Origin of the sequence: Pseudomonas sp. URMO17WK12:I6 (genome assembly GCF_003253625.1) — a bacterium.
GTDB lineage: Bacteria > Pseudomonadota > Gammaproteobacteria > Pseudomonadales > Pseudomonadaceae > Aquipseudomonas.
In genome coordinates, this window is sequence record NZ_QKYZ01000030.1 from 1 (window position 1) to 22,095 (window position 22,095).

A 22,095-nucleotide genomic window follows, 5' to 3' on the forward strand; every position below is an offset into this window, starting at 1 on the left:
CCGGTGGTTTTTCCGGCTTCGATGGTGATGGTCGAACCGTTGGACAGGGTCACGGTGACCGGCGTCTGCGCCGGGTTGGTCAGGGTCGCGGTGTAGGTGATCTGACCGCCTTCGGTGACGCTTGAACCCGCTGTCAGCGTAACGGTAGTGGTGTCGACGGTGTCGGTGACCTGGGTCACGGCCGGAGCAGTCGGCGGGGTGACCACGATACCGCTGCCACCCGTGGTGCCAGTGACGGTCACGTCGATTTGGGTCGGATCGTTATAAACAGTGTCGTTCGGCGCCAGAGGAACGTTGACGGTACCGGTAGTCTGGCCGGCTGTGATCACGATCACCGCGCCGTTGGACAGGGTGATGGTCAGGTCGGTCAGCGGTGCCTGGGTCAGGGTCGCGGTGTAAACCAGTACACCACCGGCCTCGGTGATGGTCGGCGTGGCGCTCAGGCTCAGGGTCGATTCGCGCAGAGCATTGGAGCTGGTATTGGCGGTCTGGCCGCCAGTGGTGTTTTGTGTTGCCAAAGCCGCAGTGGCGAGGCCTGCGGTAGGGAAGCCAATGGTCGGGTCGACCCGGGCAGCGGTTGCCTCCAGAGCCACGAAGCTGTGGCCGCCACCGGCAGAGCCGCCCGCGCTTGCGGCGGTCGGGCCGGCAGCAGTGGCTTCAAGCGCGGTGGTTGGGTCGGCTCCGGCAGCGATGGCTTGCTGCAGTTCGTCAACTGATGGCGCCGCTTGTGCAGTGGCTTGTGCAAGGTCGGTGCTGGAGTCCGGATTGCTGCCACTCCACTGAGTGTCGCGGCCCAGGTCCAGGGTCCGCCCGTCAGCCAGTTCAAGGGTAATGGCGCCGGCGGCACCGGTGTCCACTTGGTCGCCCACAAACAACCGGTCGCCTTCAACGAGTACGCGGCGGATGCCCTCTGGGGACACCGCGAAAACCTGACCAACAATGCTTTTGACGATGGCAACAACACTGCTCATTGAAGACTCTCCGGGTGTCACGTTCAGTTGACTTCCATGAACCGCTCGGGCGCGTTCGCCGATCGGGGCTGGACGTTCTTACAAAATTCGATACATAACTTTGACGCTCGAATCGTCAATAATTTGGCTATATTCTTTCGAAATTAACTTTATGCCAAACTATTGACCTTATGGGAGTCATCCTAAACAATCGTCCAAGTAATGTCACATTGATATTTAAGCGGCGACCTGTCCTACAGCGTGTGATCCAGTTCCGATTTTGAACTTTCCGACATACGGTCATTCCGGTTGCCATCATGCGATGCAGCGCCATGTTCTGCAGTGATTCAAGACAAGAAGTCCCGGGAATTCCATCTATGCGTTTGCACCTGTTCAAGGTTCTACCCTTCGCCTTTGCCGCCAGCGTTGTTCAGGCGCAAACCCTTCCGCAGGCCATGCAACAGGCACTGGATGTCCATCCGGAAATCCAGGCAGGGGTCAATAGTCGGCTGGCCGCGGATTATCAATTAAAGGCTGCAAAAGGTGGATACCTGCCACGGGTCGATCTGCTGGGCGGTTATGGTCGTGAAGGCACCGACAGTGTCTCCACCCGTGCCGCTGGCGGCAGCAACCACTGGGAAACGCTGAACCGGAGCGAGTCAAGTTTACGTCTGTCACAGATGGTTTTTGACGGTTTTGCGACGTCCAGCGAAGTGGGGCGTCAACAAGCCACCGTTAATTCCCGTGCTTATTCCTTGATGGGCACCTCGGAACGCACCGCGTTGACCGTCGCTCAGGTTTATCTCGATGTGCTGACCCGCCGCGAATTCGTGCGCCTGGCCGAAGACAACCTGAAAAACCACGAACGGATTTTTGACCAGATCAAATTGCGCACCCAGCGCGGCGTGGGCAGCGGCGCCGATCTCGATCAGGCCGAAGCACGCATGGCCCAGGCCCGCAACAACCTGATCACCGAGCAGACCAACCTGGCAGACGCCCAGACCAACTTCCTCAGTGCCGTCGGCCAAATGCCCGATCAACTGGAGCGGCCTGCCGATTTTATGGCGCTGTTGCCAGCCAACCTGAATGAAGCCCGGGCGCAGATGCTGGAAAACAGCCCGATCCTGCGTTCCGCCGAATCGGATATCGCTGCTGCCGAGAAACAGTACGAAGCCGCCAAGTCGAGCTTCTACCCGCGCTTCGATGCCGAACTGGGTCGCACCGCCGACAACGACCTCGATGGTCAGAACGGTCACAACAACGAATGGCAGGCCATGCTGCGCATGCGCTTCAATTTGTTTGCCGGTGGCAGCAACAAGGCCGATCTGGAATCCAAGTCCTACCTGTCGAACCAGGCGCTGGATATTCGCAACAACGCCCTGCGCGTGTTGAATGAAGAACTGGGCCTGGCCTGGAATGCCCTGAACAACGCCAACGCCCAGGTGCCGATCGCCCAGCAATATGTCGATCGCAGCGCCAGCGTGCGCGGCGCGTATCAGAAGCAATTCAGCCTCGGCGAACGGACGCTACTTGACTTGCTCGACAGTGAAAACGAGCTGTTCACCGCTTCCCGTCGGCTGGTCGAGATCAAAAACATTCAGTTATTTACTCAGTACCGAATCAAGGCGACCATGGGCGAATTGCTCAAAAGTCAGGGCGTGGTCGCACCGTTGGCATCCGTTGTGCAGAATGACGTGAAGCCCAAGGTCCAGCTGCCTGGGATGAATTGAGTCCTGCCCCATTTCAACTGTTAGCTAGCCAAGAGTGTCGAGCGTGGAATCAGAAGTCAGTCGAGTTCAACTCATTCATGATCCACGCGCGCTGCATGACGATCCGTTACTGGACGGTTTGCTAGCCCTCTGCACTTTGCACCAGAAGCCGGCCAGCGCGGCGATGCTGACCACCGGCCTGCCGTTGCCCAAACAGCGCCTGAGCGTCGAACTGCTGCCTCGTGCGGCCGCTCGCGCCGGGCTGCAAGGGCGGGTGCTGCAACGCAAACTGGAGCAGATTCCGGCGATCGCCATGCCGGCGCTGTTGCTGCTCAAGGACGGACGCAGTGCGGTGCTGCTCGGCTGGCACGGTGAAGACCAGGCCCGCTTGCTGCTCAGTGAAAGTGATGGTGGCGAAGTCTGCGTCAGTCGTGAACTGCTCGCCGACGACTACATCGGCAAAGTGTTCTTCGCCCAACCCCAGCACAAATTCGACGTTAACCACGGCACGCTGATCCCGCGCGCGCGTTCGTGGTTTCGCGACACCCTCAAGCGTTCGCGCTGGCTGTACGTCGACGCCATCGCTGCCAGTCTGCTGATCAATATCATCGCCATGGCCGCGCCGCTGTTCGTGATGAATGTCTACGACCGCGTGGTGCCGAACCAGGCCGAATCGACCCTTTGGGTGCTGGCCATCGGCATCACCGGCGCTTATGTGTTCGACCTGATTCTCAAGAGCCTGCGCAGTCTGTGCCTGGACCTGGCCGGCAAGAAAACCGACCTGATCATTTCAGCGACGCTGTTTGAGCGCATCGTCGGCATGGCCATGAAGTACCGCCCGGCGCGGGTCGGCAGCTTCGCCCAGAACATCCATGAATTTCAGAGCTTGCGCGACTTCCTTGCGTCGCTGACCCTCACCAGCCTGATCGACCTGCCGTTTACGCTGTTGATCTTCCTGGTCATCGCGATCCTCGGCGGGCATCTGGTGTGGATTCCGGTGCTGGCGTTCCCGATTGCGCTGCTGATCGGTTATGCCTTGCAGAAGCCGCTGGTGGCGACCATGGAGCGAACCATGGCCCTGGGCGCCGAGCGCCAGTCGAGCCTGATCGAAACCCTCGCCGGTCTTGATGCGGTCAAGGTCAACAACGCTGAAAGCGAACGCCAGTATCAGTGGGAACAGACTATCGGCACCCTCAGCCGCCTTGAGCTGCGGGTGAAAATGCTGTCTGGTCTGGCGATGAACATCACCTTGCTGATTCAGCAATTGGCCGGGGTGATCATGATCGTCTTCGGCGTGTACCAGATCATTGCCGGCAACCTGAGCATGGGCGGTTTGATCGCCTGTTACATGCTCAGCGGTCGCGCCCTCAGCCCGCTGGCCTCGCTGTCCGGTCTGCTGACCCGCTACCAGCAAGCCCGCGTGACCATGACCTCGGTCGATCAGATGATGGAGTTGCCTCAGGAGCGCAATTTCGACGAGCGCCCGCTGAGCCGCAAGGTCCTGCAAGGCGCCATTGAATGCCGTCAGTTGACCTTCACCTATCCGAATCAACAGAACCCCGCGCTGAAGGGCATCAACCTGATCATCAAGCCGGGCGAGAAGATCGGCATCATCGGTCGCAGCGGTTCGGGCAAAAGCTCCCTGGCCAAACTGCTGGTGGGCCTCTATCAGCCGGACGACGGCGCGTTGCTGGTGGATGGTGTGGATATCCGCCAGATCGACGTCAGCGAACTGCGCCACAATATTGGCTACGTGCCCCAGGACATCCAATTGCTCGCCGGTACGTTGCGCGACAACCTGGTGTCGGGCGCGCGCTATGTCGAAGACGAATTGGTGCTGCAAGCCGCGGAACTGGCCGGCGTCCACGAGTTCGCCCGCCTGCACCCGCAAGGTTATGAGCTGCAAGTCGGTGAGCGTGGGCAGAACCTGTCCGGCGGTCAGCGCCAGAACGTGGCCCTGGCCCGAGCGTTGCTGCTCAACCCGCCGATCCTGTTGCTGGACGAACCCACCAGCGCCATGGACAACACTGGCGAAGAGCGCCTGAAACAACGCCTCGCTGCCGTGGTGGAAAACAAGACCGTGGTGCTGGTGACGCACCGGGCCTCGCTGTTGTCGCTGGTGGATCGCCTGCTGGTGATCGACCGCGGGCAGATTCTCGCCGATGGCCCGAAAGCCGCCGTGATGGAAGCGTTGAAAAAGGGGCAGATCAGTGTTGCTTAAGTCCGGGGTCAAAGAATCCATCCGCCGCTACTTCAAAGGCTCCGCGTCGCTGCAAGGCCAGCCCCTTCCCGAGGTCAACAAAGCGCTGATCGAGGACGCCCCGCGCGTGGTGCGGTTGACGATCTGGGCGATCATCGGCTTCTTCGTGTTCCTGATGCTGTGGGCCAATTTTGCGGTGATCGATGAAGTCACCAAGGGCGACGGCAAGGCGATTCCGTCGTCGAAGATCCAGAAAATCCAGAACCTTGAGGGTGGCATCGTTTCCGAGCTGTTCGTCAAGGAAGGGCAAATCGTCGAGGCTGGCGCGCCGCTGATACGTCTGGACGACACACGGTTTGCCTCCAACGTTGGCGAAACCGAAGCCGATCGGCTGTCGATGCTGTTGCGTGTGGAGCGCTTGAGCGCCGAGGTCGATGACCGTCCGTTGAATTTTCCCGCCGATGTGCTCAAAGCTGTACCCGGCCAGGCCGCCAGCGAACAGTCGTTGTACATCAGTCGTCGTCAGCAACTGCACGATGAGATCGGTGGCTTGCAGGAACAGTTGATCCAGAAGCAGCAGGAGCTGCGTGAGTTCACCTCCAAGCAGGCCCAGTACCGCAGCGGTCTGTCCTTGCAGCGTCAGGAAATCGCCATGTCCGAGCCGTTGGTGGCTCAGGGCGCGGTATCCCCGGTCGAGGTATTGCGACTCAAGCGTGCCGAGGTCGAAACCCGCGGCCAATTGGACGCCACCACCCTGGCGATCCCTCGCGCCGAATCGGCGATCAAGGAAGTGCAGCGCAAGATCGATGAGACTCGCGGTAAATTCCGCAGCGAAGCCCTGACTCAACTCAACGAAGCGCGCACCGATCTGAACAAGGCACAGGCGACCGGCAAGGCGCTGGAAGACCGGGTCAGCCGGACACTGGTGACATCGCCGGTACGTGGCATCGTCAACAAATTGCTGGTGAACACCATCGGCGGCGTGATCCAGCCGGGCAGCGACCTGGTAGAAATCGTGCCGCTGGACGACACCTTGCTGGTGGAAGCCAAGATTCGCCCGCAAGACATCGCCTTCCTGCATCCGGGGCAAGATGCCACGGTGAAGTTCACGGCTTACGACTACACCATTTATGGCGGGCTGAAAGCCAAGCTGGAGCAGATCGGTGCCGACACCATCACCGACGAAGACAAGAAGACCACGTACTACATCATCAAACTGCGCACCGAGCGCAGCCACCTCGGGACGGATGAAAAGCCGTTGCTGATCATTCCTGGAATGGTGGCGTCGGTGGATATCATTACTGGCAAGAAGACCATACTCAGTTATTTGCTCAAGCCGATTATCCGGGCTCGCGCCGAGGCGTTGCACGAGCGGTAGTTTTCGGGTGAGGCTGATGGCCTCTTCGCGGGCAAGCCTCGCTCCTACAGGACGCGGGGCTTCTGTAGGAGCGAGGCTTGCCCGCGAAAGCGTCCTCAAAGACACCACACTTCAAAAGCCATATCGTTATTCGTTAACGGTATTTAAATTTAAATTCTTATACCTATAAAGTCACTTTCCTGCGTACCTGCCGACCAATCGGCGCGCCGCACGACACGAACCAACACGGGACCTCCGTGAGTTTCTGATCGACGCGCGCCCTTGAGCGCGCCGTGCGTGGGAGTGATTTTTATGCCAGCTGTCTCTTTTTCCCCAAAGCCTGAGCCAACAAGCGCCGCCACCCTCGCGTCGCAAGCCTTCGAAATCCGTCCGTTCAGCGGCGCCGTCGGTGCCGAAATCATCGGCCTGGATCTGTCTCGCCCAATCAATGACCAGGACTTCTCCCGAATCCACCGTGCGCACCTGGATCATCATGTGGTGGTGTTCCGCGACCAGCGCATAACCCCCGAACAGCAGATCGCCTTCAGCCGCCGTTTCGGCGTGTTGCAGATCCACGTGCTCAAGCAATTCCTGCTGGCCGGGCATCCGGAAATCCTCATCGTTTCCAACATCATCGAAAACGGCCAATCCATCGGCCTCGGTGATGCCGGCAAGTTCTGGCACTCCGATCTCTCTTATAAAGAACTGCCGAGCCTGGGCTCGATGCTGCATGCCCAGGAACTGCCCTCCGAAGGCGGCGACACGCTGTTCGCCGACATGCACAAAGCCTGGGACAGCTTGCCCGAGGCGCTGCGTAAAGCCGTCGAAGGTCGTTCGGCCGCGCATTCCTACACGGCGCGCTACAGCGAGAGCAAATTCGAGGGCAACTGGCGTCCGACCCTGACGCCGGAGCAACTGGCTCAGGTCGCTGAAGTTGTTCATCCGATCGTCCGCACCCACCCGGAAAACGGTCGCAAGGCGTTGTTCGTCAGCGAGGGCTTCACCACCCGCATCGTCGGTTTGCCGGAAGACGAGAGCAAACAATTGCTCGACGAGCTCTACGCCCACAGCGTGTTGCCGCAAAACATTTACCGCCATCAATGGCAGGCCCACGACCTGGTGTTCTGGGACAACCGCTCGCTGATTCACCTCGCCGCCGGATGCCCCAGCCATCTGCGCCGCAAGTTGTATCGCACCACCATCCAGGGCGACGCGCCTTTCTGATTTCGGAGAACCCTCATGTCCAAACGTCTTCCATTTGCACCGTTGGCCGCCGCTATTGGCCTGGGTTTCAGCCTGCTCGCCGGCAGCCTGGTGGCGCCGACCGTGGCCCACGCCGAGGGTGAGATTCGTATTGCCGAACAATTCGGCATCGTTTATCTGCTGCTCAACGTGGTGCGCGATCAGAACCTGATCGAGAAGTACGGCAAGCAGGAAGGCATCGACATCAAGGTCGACTGGACCCAGCTCTCCGGCGGCTCGGCGGTCAACGATGCGTTGCTCTCCGGCTCCATCGACATTGCCGGTGCCGGCGTCGGGCCACTGCTGACCATCTGGGACCGCACTCACGGCAAACAGAACGTCAAGGCCGTGGCTTCCCTGGGCAACTTCCCTTACTACCTGGTGAGTAATAATCCGAAGGTCAAAACCATCGATGACTTCACCGAAAAGGACCGCATTGCGGTGCCGGCGGTCGGGGTGTCGGTGCAGTCGCGCTTCCTGCAATACGCAGCGGCCAAGCAATGGGGCGACAAAGAGTTCAATCGCCTCGACAAGTACACCATCGCCGTTCCGCACCCGGATGCCACTGCGGCACTGATCGCTGGCGGCACCGAGTTGACCGGGCACTTCTCCAACCCGCCCTTCCAGGATCAGGCGCTGGAAAACCCCGGTGTGCACGTGGTGCTGAACACCTATGACCTGCTCGGCCCGAACTCGCCGACCGTGTTGTTCGCCACCGAGAAATTCCGCAACGAGAACCCGAAAACCTATAAAGCCTTCATCGCGGCGCTGACCGAAGCGGCCGAGTTTGCGCAGAGCGATAAAGGCGCGGCGGCCGACACATACATCCGTGTCACCAAGGCAAAAATCGACCGTGCGGCGTTGCTGAAAATCATCGACAACCCGCAGTTCGAATTTACCGTCACGCCGAAAAACACTTACCCACTGGCCGAGTTCCTCTACCGCGTCGGCGCGATCAAAAACAAACCGGATTCGTGGAAGGATTACTTCTTCCAGGATGCCAAGCCGCTGCAAGGGAGCTGATCGACATGAACGCCCCCTTGCAAGGCCACACGGCCAGCAATCCGATCGCGGCCGCGCAAGCGCTGCTGTCGGTCGACCAGGTCAGCCTGGAATACCGCACGCCTGCGCGTGTGGTTCGAGCGACCCATCAGGTCAGTTTCGAGGTCGATCCGGCGGACCGCTTTGTGTTGCTCGGTCCGTCCGGCTGCGGAAAATCGACGTTGCTCAAGGCGGTCGCCGGGTTCATCCCGCCCTGTGAGGGCGAGATTCGCCTTCAAGGCCAGCGGGTCGATGCGCCAGGGCCGGACCGGATCGTGGTGTTCCAGGAGTTCGATCAGCTGCCGCCGTGGAAAACCGTCAAACAGAACGTGATGTTTCCGCTGCTCGCTTCCAAAACCCTCAAGCGCAAAGAGGCTGAAGAGCGGGCGCTGCATTATCTGGACAAGGTCGGTCTGGCGGCGTTTGCCGATGCCTATCCGCATACCTTGTCCGGCGGCATGAAGGCTCGGGTGGCGATTGCCCGGGCGTTGGCGATGCAACCGAAAATCCTGTTGATGGATGAACCCTTCGCCGCCCTCGACGCGCTGACCCGGCGCAAGATGCAGGAAGAGTTGCTGCTGCTCTGGGAAGAGGTGCGTTTCACGCTGCTGTTCGTCACTCACTCCATCGAAGAGGCGTTGGTGGTGGGTAATCGGATTCTGCTGCTGTCGCCTCATCCGGGGCGGGTACGAGCCGAAGTCCACAGCCATCAATACGATTTGCACAGCCTCGGCGGCGTGGCGTTCCAGGAATCGGCACGGCGGATTCATCGGCTGTTGTTCGATGAAGGCCAGTCACCGGAAACCGCGCGTGAGCTGGATTTCGCCGATATTCGCATCGCTTATTGAGCCATTGAGAGGAGTGCCCGATGAGCCCGCTATCATCCGCGCGTAAAGAGTACGAAACCATTTTGCAGCCGCTGACGAGCGTCCCGCTGGAGCGTGAGTTAGCCCTCGGTCAGCGTCTCTGGCAACAGGGCTGGTTGCGTAAAAGCCTGATCCTGATTGTGCTCGCGCTGTTCTGGGAAGCCGTTGCCCGTTACCAGAATAACGACCTGCTGCTGCCAGGTTTTCTGCAAACCGCCAGCGCGCTGTACGACGGCCTGCTCAGCGGTGAACTGTTGGGCAAGGTGTGGATTTCGCTGGTGGTGTTGTTGAAGGGCTACCTGATCGGGATTGTGCTGGCGTTTGCCCTGACCACATTGGCGGTGTCGACACAATTGGGTCGCGATCTGCTGAGCACGCTGACCTCGATGTTCAACCCGTTGCCGGCGATTGCGCTGTTGCCGCTGGCGCTGCTGTGGTTCGGGCTGGGGCAGAACAGTCTGATTTTTGTACTGGTGCATTCGGTGCTCTGGGCGTTGGCCTTGAACACCTATGCCGGGTTCCTTGGCGTTTCGGAAACCCTGCGCATGGCGGGGCGCAATTACGGCCTCAAGGGCATGCGTTTCGTGTTGTTCATCCTGATCCCGGCCGCGCTGCCGTCGATCCTCGCCGGTTTGAAAATCGGCTGGGCATTCGCCTGGCGCACGCTGATCGCCGCTGAACTGGTATTTGGCGCCACCAGCGGCAAGGGTGGGTTGGGGTGGTACATCTTCCAGAACCGTAATGAGCTGTACACCGATAAGGTATTCGCCGGGTTGGCGGTGGTGATCCTGATCGGGTTGCTGGTGGAGAATCTGGTGTTCGATACGTTGGAGCGGGTGACGGTGAAGCGTTGGGGGATGCAGCGCTGAGTTTTGCGGTGTCTGATCTGGCCCCTTCGCGGGCTTGCCCGCGATGGCGGCAGACCTGCCAATACATCAGTCAGAAGGATGTTTGCTAGCATTGCGTCTGAATCAATCCAGATCAGATCAACATCCTCACCGTGCAAGGCGAATTGCTGGCGACCCAGCAGCAGTGGGTCGAAAGCTCGACCGGGGTGTCGTTGGCGATGGTGGGGTTGTACAAGGCGTTGGGTGGGGGATGGGAGTCGGTGTATCCGGTGGCGGAGATGGCGCAGCGTTGATATGGATGATTTGTAAGGAAATTAATACCTATCCGCCAACGCGCGCTCCAACCAATGATGGCCATCCGCTTGACGCGTTCCCCCGCTGTCGTAGACTCCGCTCATCCGTCAGGGAGTTACGGTTATGCGGCGTTTTCGTGTTTGGGTTGCGGGATTAACCTTTGTAACGTGCGTAGTACAGGCGCAAACGCCTGCGCCAGACGATCCGCTGCTGGAAAGCAACGCGGTCGGCGGTAACGCGTCAGCCAGCAGTGAGGCCCGTGGTGTGTTGCGAGCCCGGGATCAGGCGGTGCTCGCCAGTGAGTTGTCCGGGCGGATTGTCGAGTTGCCGTTCAGTGAGGGCGAGTCGTTCAAAAAGGGCGACACCCTGGCGCGGTTTGACTGTTCGGCTTATCAGGCTCAGCTCAACGCGGCACAGGCCGCCAATCGTGGCGCCGGTGAGGAGCTGGCCCATAATCGGCAACTGGCGGCGTTGAATTCGGTGGGGCGCTTTGAAGTGGCGCGGGCCGAGGCCAAGGTCAGCGAAACCCAGGCGCAATCTCAGGTTTATCAGGTTCAGGTCAAACGCTGCAGTGTGGTCGCGCCGTTCGATGGCCAGGTCGTCGAGCGCAAGGTCAAGCGCTACGAAAGCGTTGCCGCTGGCGCGCCGTTGCTGGATGTGGTCGATAACCGCACCCTGGAAATTCACCTGTTGGTGCCTTCACGCTGGATGGGCAAGCTCAAGCCCGGCCAGACGTTCAGTTTTGTCCCCGATGAAACCGGTCAGCCGCTGGATGCCACGGTCAAGCGCCTCGGCGCGCGGATCGACGAAGGCAGCCAGACCTTGCTGCTGGTGGCGACACTGCCCAACGCCAGCGGCCTGTTGGCCGGCATGAGCGGAACGGCGCGTTTCGCGGAGCTCAAGTGAACGCCCCGGTAACGGGCGGCGCCGAGCAGGTGTTCGCCAGGTTTCTCGACCTCGAACGCCAGACCCGCGCGGCTCGTAATTCTTCGCAACTGGCCTACAGCCTGGTCAATGACGGTCAGTCGCTGTTCAGTTTCCGCCATGCCGCATTGTTGATCGCCGGCAAGGTGCAGGCGGTGACCGGTGTCAGTGCGGTGGAGCCGAATGCGCCGTTCGTGGCGTTTGTCGAGCAAGCGGTCGCGCAGTTGTTCAAGCTCGAGGTGCTGAAACAGGCACGGGTGATCGCGCCCGATCTGCTCAGTGAATCGATTCAGGCCGATTGGCAAAGTCTGTCGGCCGCTCAGGTGTTCTGGTTGCCACTGATTGATCATCAGGGCGAGATCTTCGGCGGGCTGTGGCTGGCGCGGGATGTGCCGTGGAACCCTGCCGAGCAGGTGCTGTTGTCGCAACTGGGCGACACCTACAGCCATGCCTGGCTGGCGCTGCAACCGCGCAAACCCTGGCGACTGCGCTGGACGCGCAAGCGTCAGGTGGCACTGGTCGCCGTGTTGTTGCTCGGGTTACTGATTCCGGTGCGCCAATCGGTGTTGGCGCCGGCTGAGGTCGTCCCGTTGGGCGGTCGGGTGGTCGCGGCGCCGCTGGACGGGGTGATCGCCGAGTTCCTGGTCAAACCCAACCAGACGGTGAAGACCGGCGACCTGCTGCTGCGCTTCGAAAGCACCACGCTCAAGGCTCAGGCTGATGTGGCCGAGCGCGCTCTGGGCGTTGCCGAAGCGGAACTCAAGGCCAATTCCCAACGTTCCTTCGCCGATGCCGAATCCAGTTCGAAAATCGATCTGCTGGCCGCACGTGTCGAGCAGAAACGCGCCGAACGGGATTACGCCCGTGAACTGCTCAAACGCAGCGAAGTGCGTGCCGAGCGGGATGGCATCGCGGTGTTCGCCGATGCCGAACGCTGGACCGGTAAACCGGTGCAGACCGGCGAGCGCTTGATGGAACTCGCCGACCCGAATCAGGCCGAGTTGCGCATCGAATTGGCCGTGGGCGATGCGATCGCTCTGGAGCCGGGGGCGCAGGTCGCACTGTTTCTCGACAGCGATCCACTGCAGCGGCACCAGGCCAGGCTCGAACGTTCGGCCTATGAAGCGCAGCCAACAGCTGGCGGGCAACTGGCTTATCGACTGGATGCGACATTCGACGGCGCACCGCCGCGCATTGGCTTGCGTGGCACGGCGAAAGTCTTCGGTGACCGTGCGCCGCTGGCGCTGTACCTGTTGCGTCGACCGCTGGCCGGGTTGCGTCAGAGCGTAGGCCTTTAGATGAGCCTGCCGAGCCTGCGGGCAGACCTGCAATTGTCGACGGCGGCGCCGGCCCTCGACGGGTCACCATGCTGGACCCTGGCCGACCCGGTGCGTGGACGTTATTTCAAACTCGGCGCGGCGGCGATGCGCTTGCTGCGTCATTGGTCCCTGGGTGATCCCGAGCAGGTGCTGCGTGCCGCCAACCGCGAGCCAGGGCTGCCGCTGGACGGCGCGGCGCTTGAGCAATTGCTGGAATTTTTGCGCGGCCACGACCTGATCAGCGCCCTCGACCCATCGCAGCGCGCCAGTTACAGCCTGAAGGCCGCGGCTCAGCGCCAGAGCCTGTGGAAAATCCTGCTGCATCAATACCTGTTTTTCCGGATTCCGCTGTGGCGTCCGGACGCCTTTCTCAATCGCGTCTGGCCGTGGCTGGAGCGTTTCGGCCCGCGCGCATTGCGCTACGGATTGCCCGCGACGCTGGGGCTCGGGGTGTTTCTGGTGTCGCGGGACTGGCAGCGATTCATTGCCACCTTTCCACACCTGTTCAGCCTCGGTGGTGCGCTGGCGTTCGCGGTGGCGCTGTTTTTCGCCAAGCTGTGCCACGAGTTCGGCCACGCCTTCATGGCCAAGCGCGCCGGTTGTCGGGTGCAGAGCATGGGCGTGGCGTTCATGGTGCTGCTGCCGATGTTCTACACGGACGTCAGCGACGCCTGGCGGGTCAACGATAGACGTGCGCGTTTGCTGATCGGCGCCGGCGGGGTGCTGGCGGAACTGGTGCTGGCCTGTATCGCGCTGCTCGCCTGGTCACTGCTGCCCGATGGCCCCGGGCGCACGGCGGCGTTCATGCTCGCCAGTGCGACCTGGATTACTACGCTGGTGATCAACCTCAACCCGTTCATGCGTTTCGACGGCTACTTCTTGCTCAGCGACTTCTGGGAAGTGGACAACCTTCAGGGACGTGCCTTTGCCTTGTGTCGCTGGCGATTGCGCGAGTTCCTGTTCGGCTACGCTGCCCCGGCGCCGGAGCCGTGGGCGCCGAGGATGCAGCGGCGGTTGTTGATCTGGGGATACGGCTCGTGGCTATGGCGCGCGGCGTTGTTTTTCGGGATTGCGCTGGCGGTTTATCACCTGTTCTTCAAGGTATTGGGGATCTTCCTGATGCTGGTGGAGCTGGTGTGGTTCATCTTCCTGCCGATCCTGAGCGAGTGGCGGCAATGGTGGAGTCGTCGCGAACAGGCGCATACACCTCGGGTACTGCTCAGCAGCCTGACATTGTTCGGGCTGTTGTTGCTGCTGGCGCTGCCGTGGCGCAGCGCGGTGGAGCTGCCGACGATGCTGGAGGCGGGACACACCAGCGCCTTGCACGCGCCGGTGGCGGCGCGGGTAAAAACGTTGAATGTGCATGACGGTCAGGTTGTCGCCCAGGGCGAGGTGCTGATCGAGCTGGAATCACCGGACCTGGACTCACGCCAGGCCATCGTCCGCCGCGAGATCCAGATTCAGCAGTTGCAGATGCGTCGTCAGGCCAGCCGTAGCGAAACCGCGGCCGACGCCGGAATCGTCGAGCAGCGCCTGGCGGAAGCGGTGGCTGAATACCGCGGCCTGGTCGCCCAGCGGGAGCGACTGCTATTGCGCGCGCCCCACGCCGGCAAGGTGCGCGACCTGTTGCCGCAGTTAACGGTCGGTCGCTGGCTTTCGACTAAAGATCCTTTGGCTCGGGTGGTCGAAGACGGCGCGCGGTTGCGCGGTTATCTGGCTGAAGCCGAGCTCTGGCGTGTTGCTTCGGGTGCTCGCGGGCGGTTCATCGCCGATGACCCGATGCACCCGGCGATTGCCGTGCAATTAAGCGAAATCGATACCAACGGCGCGGCCTATGTCGATCAAGAGGCGCTGACTTCCGATCATCACGGGCCGATTGCCGTACGCCGGGATGAGCATCAGCGCGCCGAGCCGGTGCAGGCGCAGTATGGCGCGCGGTTGAGCGTCCTCGAAGAGACGCCGACGCCGGTGCAACCTTTGCGCGGCATTGTGGTGTTGCAGGGCAGCGGCGAATCGTTGTTGGGCGTTGCCTGGCGGCGCATGGCAGCCCTGGGGGTCAGGGAAAGCGGTTTCTAGGGAGAACAGCGATGGCGAACAGCGATTCAGTGGCAGCGGACGGCCTGGTGGTCAGGCCTTCGCGCGCCAGCGATGGACCTTTTCTGCACAGCCTTTACCAGGCGGCGCGGCCGGATCTGCAATGGATCGACGGCGAGCAGGAAGTGGTCCAACAGGTGGTTGCCCAGCAATTCACCGTGCAGGAACAAGGACTGGGGGAAAACTTTCCCGACGCCATGCATTACGTGATCGAGAAACTCGACACAGCCATCGGCGCGTTGACCACCGACTTCGGTCCCAATGAAATTCGCGTGCTGTACCTGGCGTTCATCCCCCAGGCTCGAGGCCGGGGTTACGGGCGGACGGTGCTGCAAGGCGTGCAAAAAGCCGCGCAACAAATCCGCTGCCCGGTGGCGACGGTGGTCTGGGCCAACAATCCCCATGCGCGCCAGCATTACCTGGCGCTGGGGTTTCAGGTTGAAGAGCGCAACCCGGCGGCGGAGCGGTTGGTGTGGTACCCACAGGGTTAAGAGCAATACAAAAAGCTGTGGTGAGGGGCTCACCACATAAGCCCGCTCCCACAAAGTCTCAGTTGAAGGCGATGTAGAAATAGCCCACGTCGGGATCCCGCCCCATGGTCGGTACTCGCGAGACGAAAATATTTTCCACCTGGCCCAGTTCCGGCAACTCCAGCGCACACAAGCCATCGACAAAATCGGTGGGTTGCAGGCTGTTGAGCTCGACGCTGAACGGCATGCGCTCGCTTTTGGGCATCTGTGAATGGGGCGTTTCTTTAAGGGTGTCGATATGGATCGGCAATTCACTGCCATCGGGCAGCCGCAGCGTCCCGGTCTTGCCCAGCAGTGCCTGAAAGTGTTGGCTTTGAACCTGTTGCAGCATGGCATCCCTCCATCAAGCAAAAGTGGCCGGGGGATGTGCATCCCCCGGCCAGACCCTCAGTTACGCGAAGGGAATAATCCGTTCAGGGCGATGCTGAAGTTGAGCACCAGGAACGGGTTCATCACCGTCATGGGCAAACCATTGCCGGCGGACGAGATTTCCCCCGTCACCGTGCTGGTGACACCCTTGAGCGGTACAGCCGCAGCACCTTGCTGATCGGAGTAGATGCTCGCCGAGCCTGGCCCGCCGCCCGAGGCACCGATGTACGAGTTGGTTGCGGTCGGGTTGGTGACCGGGTTGCTCGCCGGGCTGGCCAGTTGCAGGGTGGTGGTGGCCGTGAGCCCGGACAGGGCGTGGGTGTGGTTGGGCAGGTTATTGATGGTTGCGGTGACGTTTTCGGTCCCGGAGACCTCACCGATGACACGCGGGGTCAGGCCCAGGCCGTTGCCTTGGGCAATCGGCATGCGGCCCTGCAGGTTGGGCAGCATGAAATTGGTGGTGCCATTGCCTCCATAGTAGGTTCCCAGCAGTGAGAACAGCGCCTGGTATTGCGAGATCCCCAGCGTCTGGCCATAGCACAGGGCCCAGCCGTTGGGGGCGAAGTTAAAGGCGAAAGGTTGGATAGTGCCCATGAATACTTCCATAGTTCCTCATCCCTCAGGTTAGTGTCTGATATGTCACATCGCAGGCCCGGTTATCCGGGCGGATCGCAGTGATCAGCCGACTCCGTTCATCTCCGTGGCTGGGTCACGCCACGCCAAAGCGTAGACGCTGATCGGAATGATTGCCGGACGTCGTCCGTCGTAAAGCCAGCATCGACGACGGGCCTGAGCCTGTCCTACAGTGCTTGAGAAAATTGCGTATTCACTGGTCGAAGTTCATCAGGTCGAGGCACATCAGGTTGAAACAAGGGGAGGCAATGGAGGCGCGCAGAGAAACACCGCTGGGTGACACTCAGGATCCGCACGCGACACCGGGCTCATGGGCGGCTGCCCGTCGCTTATTGCGGTGGGCGCGGGAGCACTGGCTGCTGCCGATCCTGGCATTGGCTGCGCTGGTGCGTTTTTACGACCTGACGGCGGCGGCGATCTGGGGTGACGAAGGGTCCAGCTTGTTGTTGAGCCAGTACTCTTTGGCCGGGATCTGGGAACATGCAGCCCATGATGTGCATCCGCCGCTGTATTTCATACTGCTGCACGGCTGGATCGGGCTGTTCGGCGACGGCATTTTTTCGATTCGTTGCCTGAGCGCGCTGCCGGGGATTGCCACGGTCGGGCTCGGTGTCTGGCTGGTGGACCTGCTCGCGACCCGCCGCGCCGCGTTGCTGGCCGGGGTTCTGCTGGCGCTGTTGCCCACGGCGGTGCGGTATAGCCAGGAAGTGCGGATGTATTCGCTGTTGGGGATGTGGCTGATCGGAGCCACGATCGCCCTGGTGTACTGGATAAAACGGCCACAACGCACGCGCTATCTGGTGATCTACACCCTGCTGATGACAGCGGCGTTCTACACCCATTACTTCACCGCGCTGTGCGTGCTGTGTCACTGGTTGTATCTGGGCATGATACGTGTACAGCCAGGGTATCGACTGCGACACATTCAGCGCTCGGGCTGGTGGCTGGCCAATGTGGCGATTGTGCTGTTGTACCTGCCGTGGGTGCCCAGCCTGATCGATCTGATCCAGCACTTGGATCTGCTCAAAGCCAATGGTGATGTGGGGTGGGAGCCCCCCGTCATGCTCGACTCATTGCCGTCGATGATCTGGTCGCTCCTGATCCAGGACGATGGCGAGAACCTGCCCACGCTGATTTTTATCGCGCTGCCACTGGCATTGGTGGCCCTGGCGGGCGTGGCGCTGGCCCGCGACCGCAGTGTGTTCCGTGGCAGTGCGCTGGCGGTGATCTACACCGCAGTCCCGTTATTGCTGGTGTTTGCGGTGTCGTTCATCTCGCCGGTGTTCATCGAGCGTTACCTGACCGCTTACGCCTTGGGTCTGCCGATGGTTGTCGCGCTGGCCGTCGATCGCTTGTACGCAGACTTCAAGGTCTTGGCACTGGCCGTGCTGCTGCTGTTTGCCGGTGTCGAGCTGGTGGGGGTGAAGAACAATGCCACGGTGGATACTGAGGATCAGATCAGCGTCATGGCCAAACACGTGAACCAGCACTTCATGCCCGGCGACCGAATCGTCACCAGTGACATGCTCTGGTATCTGAGCTACGTCTATTACAACCATACCAACGCCAAACCGATGCTGTACACGCCACCATTGGCCGATGGCCGGTCGAGCCGGCCGAACGCCTATGGTTTCGGTACGCTGGTGACCAATGACATCTACCTGGATAGCCTCGATGCCTTGCCCAAAGGTACTGGTCGGGTATGGCTGGTCGGTACCCTCGAGGGGGCGGACGAGTTCGCTCCATTGCCCGCGGGCTGGCAACGCGTCGACGAAGCCCGGGGGGGAGGCGCCGTGGCACGCTTGTATGTGCTGAAGTAATTCGTGGTTTCAGGGCTTAAACGATTCAACTTTTAAACAGTTATATAAATTGCGTTTTCCAGTCGATTTAGCTCCAATTTGATATCAAAACACCACTAGCTGTAAGGCCATTCATGGTCTACGCTCCGTCGTACAAAGGACTGAATGACGGGTGAATGGATTGCAACAATTCCACTTTATCTCCGGCTTGCCGCGCTCGGGCTCGACCCTGCTTTCTGCCATTCTTTTGCAGAATCCGCGTTTCCATGCCGGCATGACCAGCCCCGTGGGCGCACTCTTTTCCGGCGTTCTGGAGCAATGCAGCGCCGGCAGCGAATTCGGCGCGGTGATCGACACCGACCTGCGTCGCCGCCTGTTGCGTGGCCTGTTCGATTCTTACTACGCCGACAAGGCCGACAAACCGGTGGTGTTCGACACCAACCGCTTGTGGAGTTCGCGCCTGCCGGCGATCAGCGATCTGTTCCCTCAAGCCAAGATCATTGCCTGTGTGCGCAATGTCGCCTGGGTCATGGACAGCATCGAGCGCCTGTACCGCGCCAACCCCTTCGAAAACACCAAGCTGTTCGGCGATGCGGTTGAGCGCAACACGGTCTACAGCCGCTGCGAAACCCTGGCCCAACGCAATCGGTTGGTGGGGTTTTCCTGGGCCGCCCTCAAGGAAGCCTATTACGGCGAACACGCCGACTCACTGCTGATCATCGATTACGACCTGCTGAGCCAGGCGCCAGAGCGGGTGATGCGGCTGGTTTACGACTTCATCGGTGAACCCTGGTTCGAACATGATTTCGATCATTTGGCCTACGACGCGCCGGAATTCGACCAGGCCCTTGGCCTCTCGGGGCTGCACAAGGTGAAGGCCAAGGTTCAATTGCAGTCCAGGCGCACGATCCTGCCGCCGGATTTGTTCAAGCAATACGCCGAGTTGTCCTTTTGGCTCGATGGCTCAGCCAGCGCCGCCAATGTCATTCGTATGAAAGCCGACGCCGCGATCAGTTGATCGCGGCGTTTTCATTGGTCTGTCAAAAAGTTCGAGTCCGGGTGAGCAGCATGTGGTGGAGCAAAGGCAAGTCGCGGGTTACTCAAGGCGCACGAGCGCTGGCCTCGCCAATGATCATGTCCCTGGAGCCGCGCATGCTGTTCGATGGTGCGGTGGCCGCCACAGTGGCCGATACTGCCCAGGCTGACACCCATACCACGGCCGACGCGGTCAAGGCACCGACTGCCGACAAGTCGGTCGCCAGCAAGGACACCCACGGCCAGGCCGATGCCACGCCAACCCCGACACCTGTCGCGGTGCCAGGGCAAAGCGTGGTGTTCGTCGATTCGCGGGTCAAGGACGCCAACAGCCTGCTTAAAGGTGTCGCGCCGGGCACTCAGGTGGTCCAGCTGGACGCGGGCAAGGACGGCTTGCAGCAGATTGCCGACTACCTCGACACCCATCAGGGCATCAGTTCGGTGCAGATCATTGCCCACGGCAACGCAGGCGATCTGTGGCTGGGTAATAGTTATCTGTCGGCCGATAACGTCGCGGCCCGCAGCGCCGTGCTGGCGGAAATCGGCAAGGACATGAACGTCGGCGGCGACATCATGATCTACGGCTGCTACACCGCCGAAGGCGAGCGCGGCTTGAGTTTCGTCGACTCGCTGGCGCAACTGACCGGCCGTGATATCGCCGCTTCCAGCAACCGCACCGGGGTCGGTGGCGACTGGAATCTGGAAATTGCTACCGGCAACATCGAAAGCGCCAACGTGCTCTCGACCACGGCCATGAGCGAGTATCAGTGGGGCCTGGCCACTTGGACCGCCACCAACAACGCCAACACGGGCGTCGGCTCGCTGCGTGCCGCCCTCGCCTCGGCGCAGAACGGCGATATCGTCACATTCAGCACCGGCATGACGGTGCAGTTGACCTCCGAATTGCTGATCAACAAGAACGTCTACGTTGATGGCGACTTGAACAACGACGGTGTGGCAGATGTGACTCTTGATGGTCAGTACAAGACCCGAGTGGTTGAAGTGGCGTCTGGCAGTACCGTGACGCTCGATGGCCTGGTGATCACCCGTGGCCTGGTGGCGGGCAACGGTGGCAACGGTGGCTACGGTGCCACGGGCGCAATGGCCGGGGGGATTTTCAACGCCGGGAACCTGACCCTGAAAAACGTTACCGTGACCTCCAACGCCGCTTCCGGTGGTGGTGGCGGCGGCGGTGTCACGGGCGCTTTTTACGGCGGTGGCGGCGGCGGTGGTGGCGGTTTGGGCGGCCAGGGCGGCGGGCACGGTGGTTCGGCAGGGCCGGGCACCGGCACATTGGGCGGCCAGGCGGGCAGCGGCGGTGTCGGTGGTTATGGCGGCGGTTATGACGCCACCCACATGGGCGGTCGCGGTGGTTCCACCACTGGCGGTGCTGGCGGGGTGGGCGTTTCCTATTACAGCAACGGCGGTAACGGTGCGACGGCCACCAATGGCACGATTTCCATTGGCGGTGGCGGCGGCGGGGCCGGTTGGGACAAGGTAGGTGGTGCTGGCGGCAACGCGGTAGGCGGGATCTACAACGCCAGCAGCGGCACCATAACCGTCATCGGCACGTCGACCATCAGCAACAACATCGGCGCCGGTGGCGGCGGTGGCGGTGGTGGTGGCCAAGGCAGCAATGCCAGTAATGGCGGCATTGGCGGCCGGGGCGTCGGTGCGATCTGGAACAAAGGCACGCTACTGATCACGGCTGCCAACTTCGCGGCCCTGGCCGGTAATGCCGCAGCCAGTGGTGCAGGCGGTACCGCGCAGGGCGGAGGTTCAACCGGCACCTCGCCGACCTCTTTCTCGACTATCTACAACGACGGTGGCGTACTCAACACCGCGTATTCGCCACCGCCGACCGCGACCATTGTGGTCGCCGACACCACACTGAGCATCGGCGAAACGTCCTTGGTGACGATCACCTTTTCCGAGGCCGTGACCGGTTTCACCAACGCGGACCTGACTATCCCCAACGGCACCCTGAGCGCCGTCAGCAGCAGCGATGGCGGCATCACCTGGACGGCAACGTTCACCCCGTCCGCCAGTATTTCCGATACGACCAACGTCATCACCCTGGACAACACCGGCGTGATAAACAGCCTGGGCACCGCCGGCGTCGGCACCACCAACTCCAATAACTACACGGTCGACACCGTACGCCCGACCGCGACCATCGTGGTGGCGGACAATGCGCTGAAAGTCGGCGAAACCTCGCTGGTGACCATCACCTTCAATGAAGCGGTCACCGGTCTCACCAACGCGGACCTGACGATTGCCAACGGTACGCTCACGGCGGTGAGCAGCAGCGATGGCGGCATCACCTGGACGGGAACCTTCACCCCAACCGCCAGCATCACCGATACGACCAACCTGATCACTCTGGACAACACCGGAGTCAGCGACCTGGCGGGCAACGCCGGGAGCGGCACCACCGACTCCAACAACTACGCCATCGATACGGTACGCCCGACCGCCACGATTGTGGTGGCCGATACAACGCTGACCGCGAGTGAAACCTCGCTGGTGACCATTACGTTCAGCGAAGCGGTGAGTGGTTTCACCAACGCCGACCTGACCATCGCCAATGGCACGCTGAGCGCGGTGAGCAGCAGCGATGGCGGCATCACCTGGACCGCGACCTTCACGCCGTCGGCCAGCGTCAATGACACCACCAACCTGATCACCCTGAACAATACCGGGGTCAGTGATCTGGCGGGCAACACCGGGAGCGGCACCACCAATTCGAACAACTACATGATCGACACCGTCCCGCCGACCGCGACCATCGTGGTCGCCGACAACGCACTGAAAATCGGCGAAACCTCACTGGTGACCATCACCTTCGATCAGGCGGTGAGCGGTTTCACCAACGCGGACCTGAC

Annotated in this window: 17 protein-coding genes and 1 pseudogene; 15 read left to right on the forward strand and 3 right to left on the reverse strand. The window is 61.1% G+C overall.

Annotated elements, in window-relative coordinates; all coding sequences use genetic code 11:
* Positions 1-971: retention module-containing protein (locus F475_RS29840; RefSeq protein WP_111455424.1), on the reverse strand; the 971-nt coding region annotated here is incomplete at its 3' end.
* Between the two features lie 356 nt (positions 972-1,327).
* Between F475_RS29840 and F475_RS29845 the strand changes: the two genes are divergently transcribed.
* The 12 genes and pseudogenes from F475_RS29845 to F475_RS29895 all read left to right on the forward strand — a co-directional run bounded on the left by F475_RS29845 (position 1,328) and on the right by F475_RS29895 (position 15,335).
* On the forward strand, positions 1,328-2,680 hold the full coding sequence (locus F475_RS29845) for a TolC family outer membrane protein (RefSeq protein ID WP_018929411.1): 1,353 nt from the start codon (positions 1,328-1,330) through the stop codon (positions 2,678-2,680).
* 43 nt (positions 2,681-2,723) lie between these two features.
* Positions 2,724-4,880: a type I secretion system permease/ATPase gene (locus F475_RS29850; RefSeq protein ID WP_028939515.1), complete on the forward strand. Its 2,157-nt coding sequence runs from the start codon at positions 2,724-2,726 to the stop codon at positions 4,878-4,880.
* Complete coding sequence (locus F475_RS29855) at positions 4,870-6,237, forward strand: HlyD family type I secretion periplasmic adaptor subunit (RefSeq protein ID WP_019581653.1); 1,368 nt, start codon at positions 4,870-4,872, stop codon at positions 6,235-6,237. The genes F475_RS29850 and F475_RS29855 overlap by 11 nt, the downstream gene beginning before the upstream one ends.
* 291 nt (positions 6,238-6,528) lie before the next feature.
* The gene (locus F475_RS29860) at positions 6,529-7,440 is read left to right on the forward strand and encodes a TauD/TfdA family dioxygenase (protein WP_018929408.1); all 912 of its coding nucleotides are present in this window, start codon (positions 6,529-6,531) and stop codon (positions 7,438-7,440) included.
* A 15-nt stretch (positions 7,441-7,455) separates the two neighbouring features.
* A complete protein-coding gene (locus F475_RS29865; RefSeq protein ID WP_111455425.1) occupies positions 7,456-8,481 on the forward strand; it encodes an ABC transporter substrate-binding protein in 1,026 nt (341 codons plus the stop codon).
* A 5-nt stretch (positions 8,482-8,486) separates the two neighbouring features.
* Positions 8,487-9,347, forward strand: a complete 861-nt coding sequence (locus tag F475_RS29870) for an ABC transporter ATP-binding protein (RefSeq protein WP_111455426.1) — start codon at positions 8,487-8,489, stop codon at positions 9,345-9,347.
* A 20-nt stretch (positions 9,348-9,367) separates the two neighbouring features.
* Positions 9,368-10,234 (forward strand): ABC transporter permease, encoded by an 867-nt coding sequence (locus F475_RS29875; protein ID WP_111455427.1) that lies wholly within the window; start codon positions 9,368-9,370, stop codon positions 10,232-10,234.
* A 110-nt stretch (positions 10,235-10,344) separates the two neighbouring features.
* Positions 10,345-10,506 (forward strand): annotated as a pseudogene (locus tag F475_RS30380) (RND transporter); the annotation flags it as partial.
* 124 nt (positions 10,507-10,630) lie between these two features.
* Entirely contained in the window at positions 10,631-11,413 is a 783-nt protein-coding gene (locus F475_RS29880) for an efflux RND transporter periplasmic adaptor subunit (protein ID WP_018929403.1), read from the forward strand.
* Positions 11,410-12,729 carry an efflux RND transporter periplasmic adaptor subunit gene (locus tag F475_RS29885; RefSeq protein ID WP_018929402.1) on the forward strand — a complete coding sequence of 440 codons (1,320 nt, stop codon included), beginning with the start codon at positions 11,410-11,412 and terminating at the stop codon, positions 12,727-12,729. The genes F475_RS29880 and F475_RS29885 overlap by 4 nt, the downstream gene beginning before the upstream one ends.
* Complete coding sequence (locus tag F475_RS29890) at positions 12,730-14,826, forward strand: biotin/lipoyl-binding protein (protein ID WP_111455428.1); 2,097 nt, start codon at positions 12,730-12,732, stop codon at positions 14,824-14,826. It abuts the gene before it with no gap.
* Between the two features lie 11 nt (positions 14,827-14,837).
* Positions 14,838-15,335 (forward strand): GNAT family N-acetyltransferase, encoded by a 498-nt coding sequence (locus F475_RS29895; protein ID WP_018929400.1) that lies wholly within the window; start codon positions 14,838-14,840, stop codon positions 15,333-15,335.
* A gap of 58 nt (positions 15,336-15,393) precedes the next feature.
* Here the strand turns inward: F475_RS29895 and F475_RS29900 are convergent, their stop codons facing one another.
* Both F475_RS29900 and F475_RS29905 read right to left on the reverse strand, forming a co-directional pair.
* Positions 15,394-15,705, reverse strand: coding sequence for a hypothetical protein (locus tag F475_RS29900; protein ID WP_007940987.1), 312 nt, complete (start codon positions 15,703-15,705; stop codon positions 15,394-15,396).
* Between the two features lie 56 nt (positions 15,706-15,761).
* Positions 15,762-16,349, reverse strand: a complete 588-nt coding sequence (locus F475_RS29905; protein WP_018929399.1) for a phage tail protein — start codon at positions 16,347-16,349, stop codon at positions 15,762-15,764.
* Positions 16,350-16,624: 275 nt separating this feature from the next.
* Here F475_RS29905 and F475_RS29910 point away from each other — a divergent pair, with 275 nt between their 5' ends.
* The 3 genes from F475_RS29910 to F475_RS29920 form a co-directional block, all read left to right on the forward strand.
* The gene (locus F475_RS29910) at positions 16,625-18,196 is read left to right on the forward strand and encodes a glycosyltransferase family 39 protein (protein WP_111455429.1); all 1,572 of its coding nucleotides are present in this window, start codon (positions 16,625-16,627) and stop codon (positions 18,194-18,196) included.
* A gap of 151 nt (positions 18,197-18,347) precedes the next feature.
* Positions 18,348-19,193, forward strand: coding sequence for a sulfotransferase (locus F475_RS29915; RefSeq protein WP_018929397.1), 846 nt, complete (start codon positions 18,348-18,350; stop codon positions 19,191-19,193).
* Positions 19,194-19,243: 50 nt separating this feature from the next.
* The coding region (locus F475_RS29920) for an Ig-like domain-containing protein (RefSeq protein ID WP_146602962.1) at positions 19,244-22,095 on the forward strand (2,852 nt) is incomplete at its 3' end.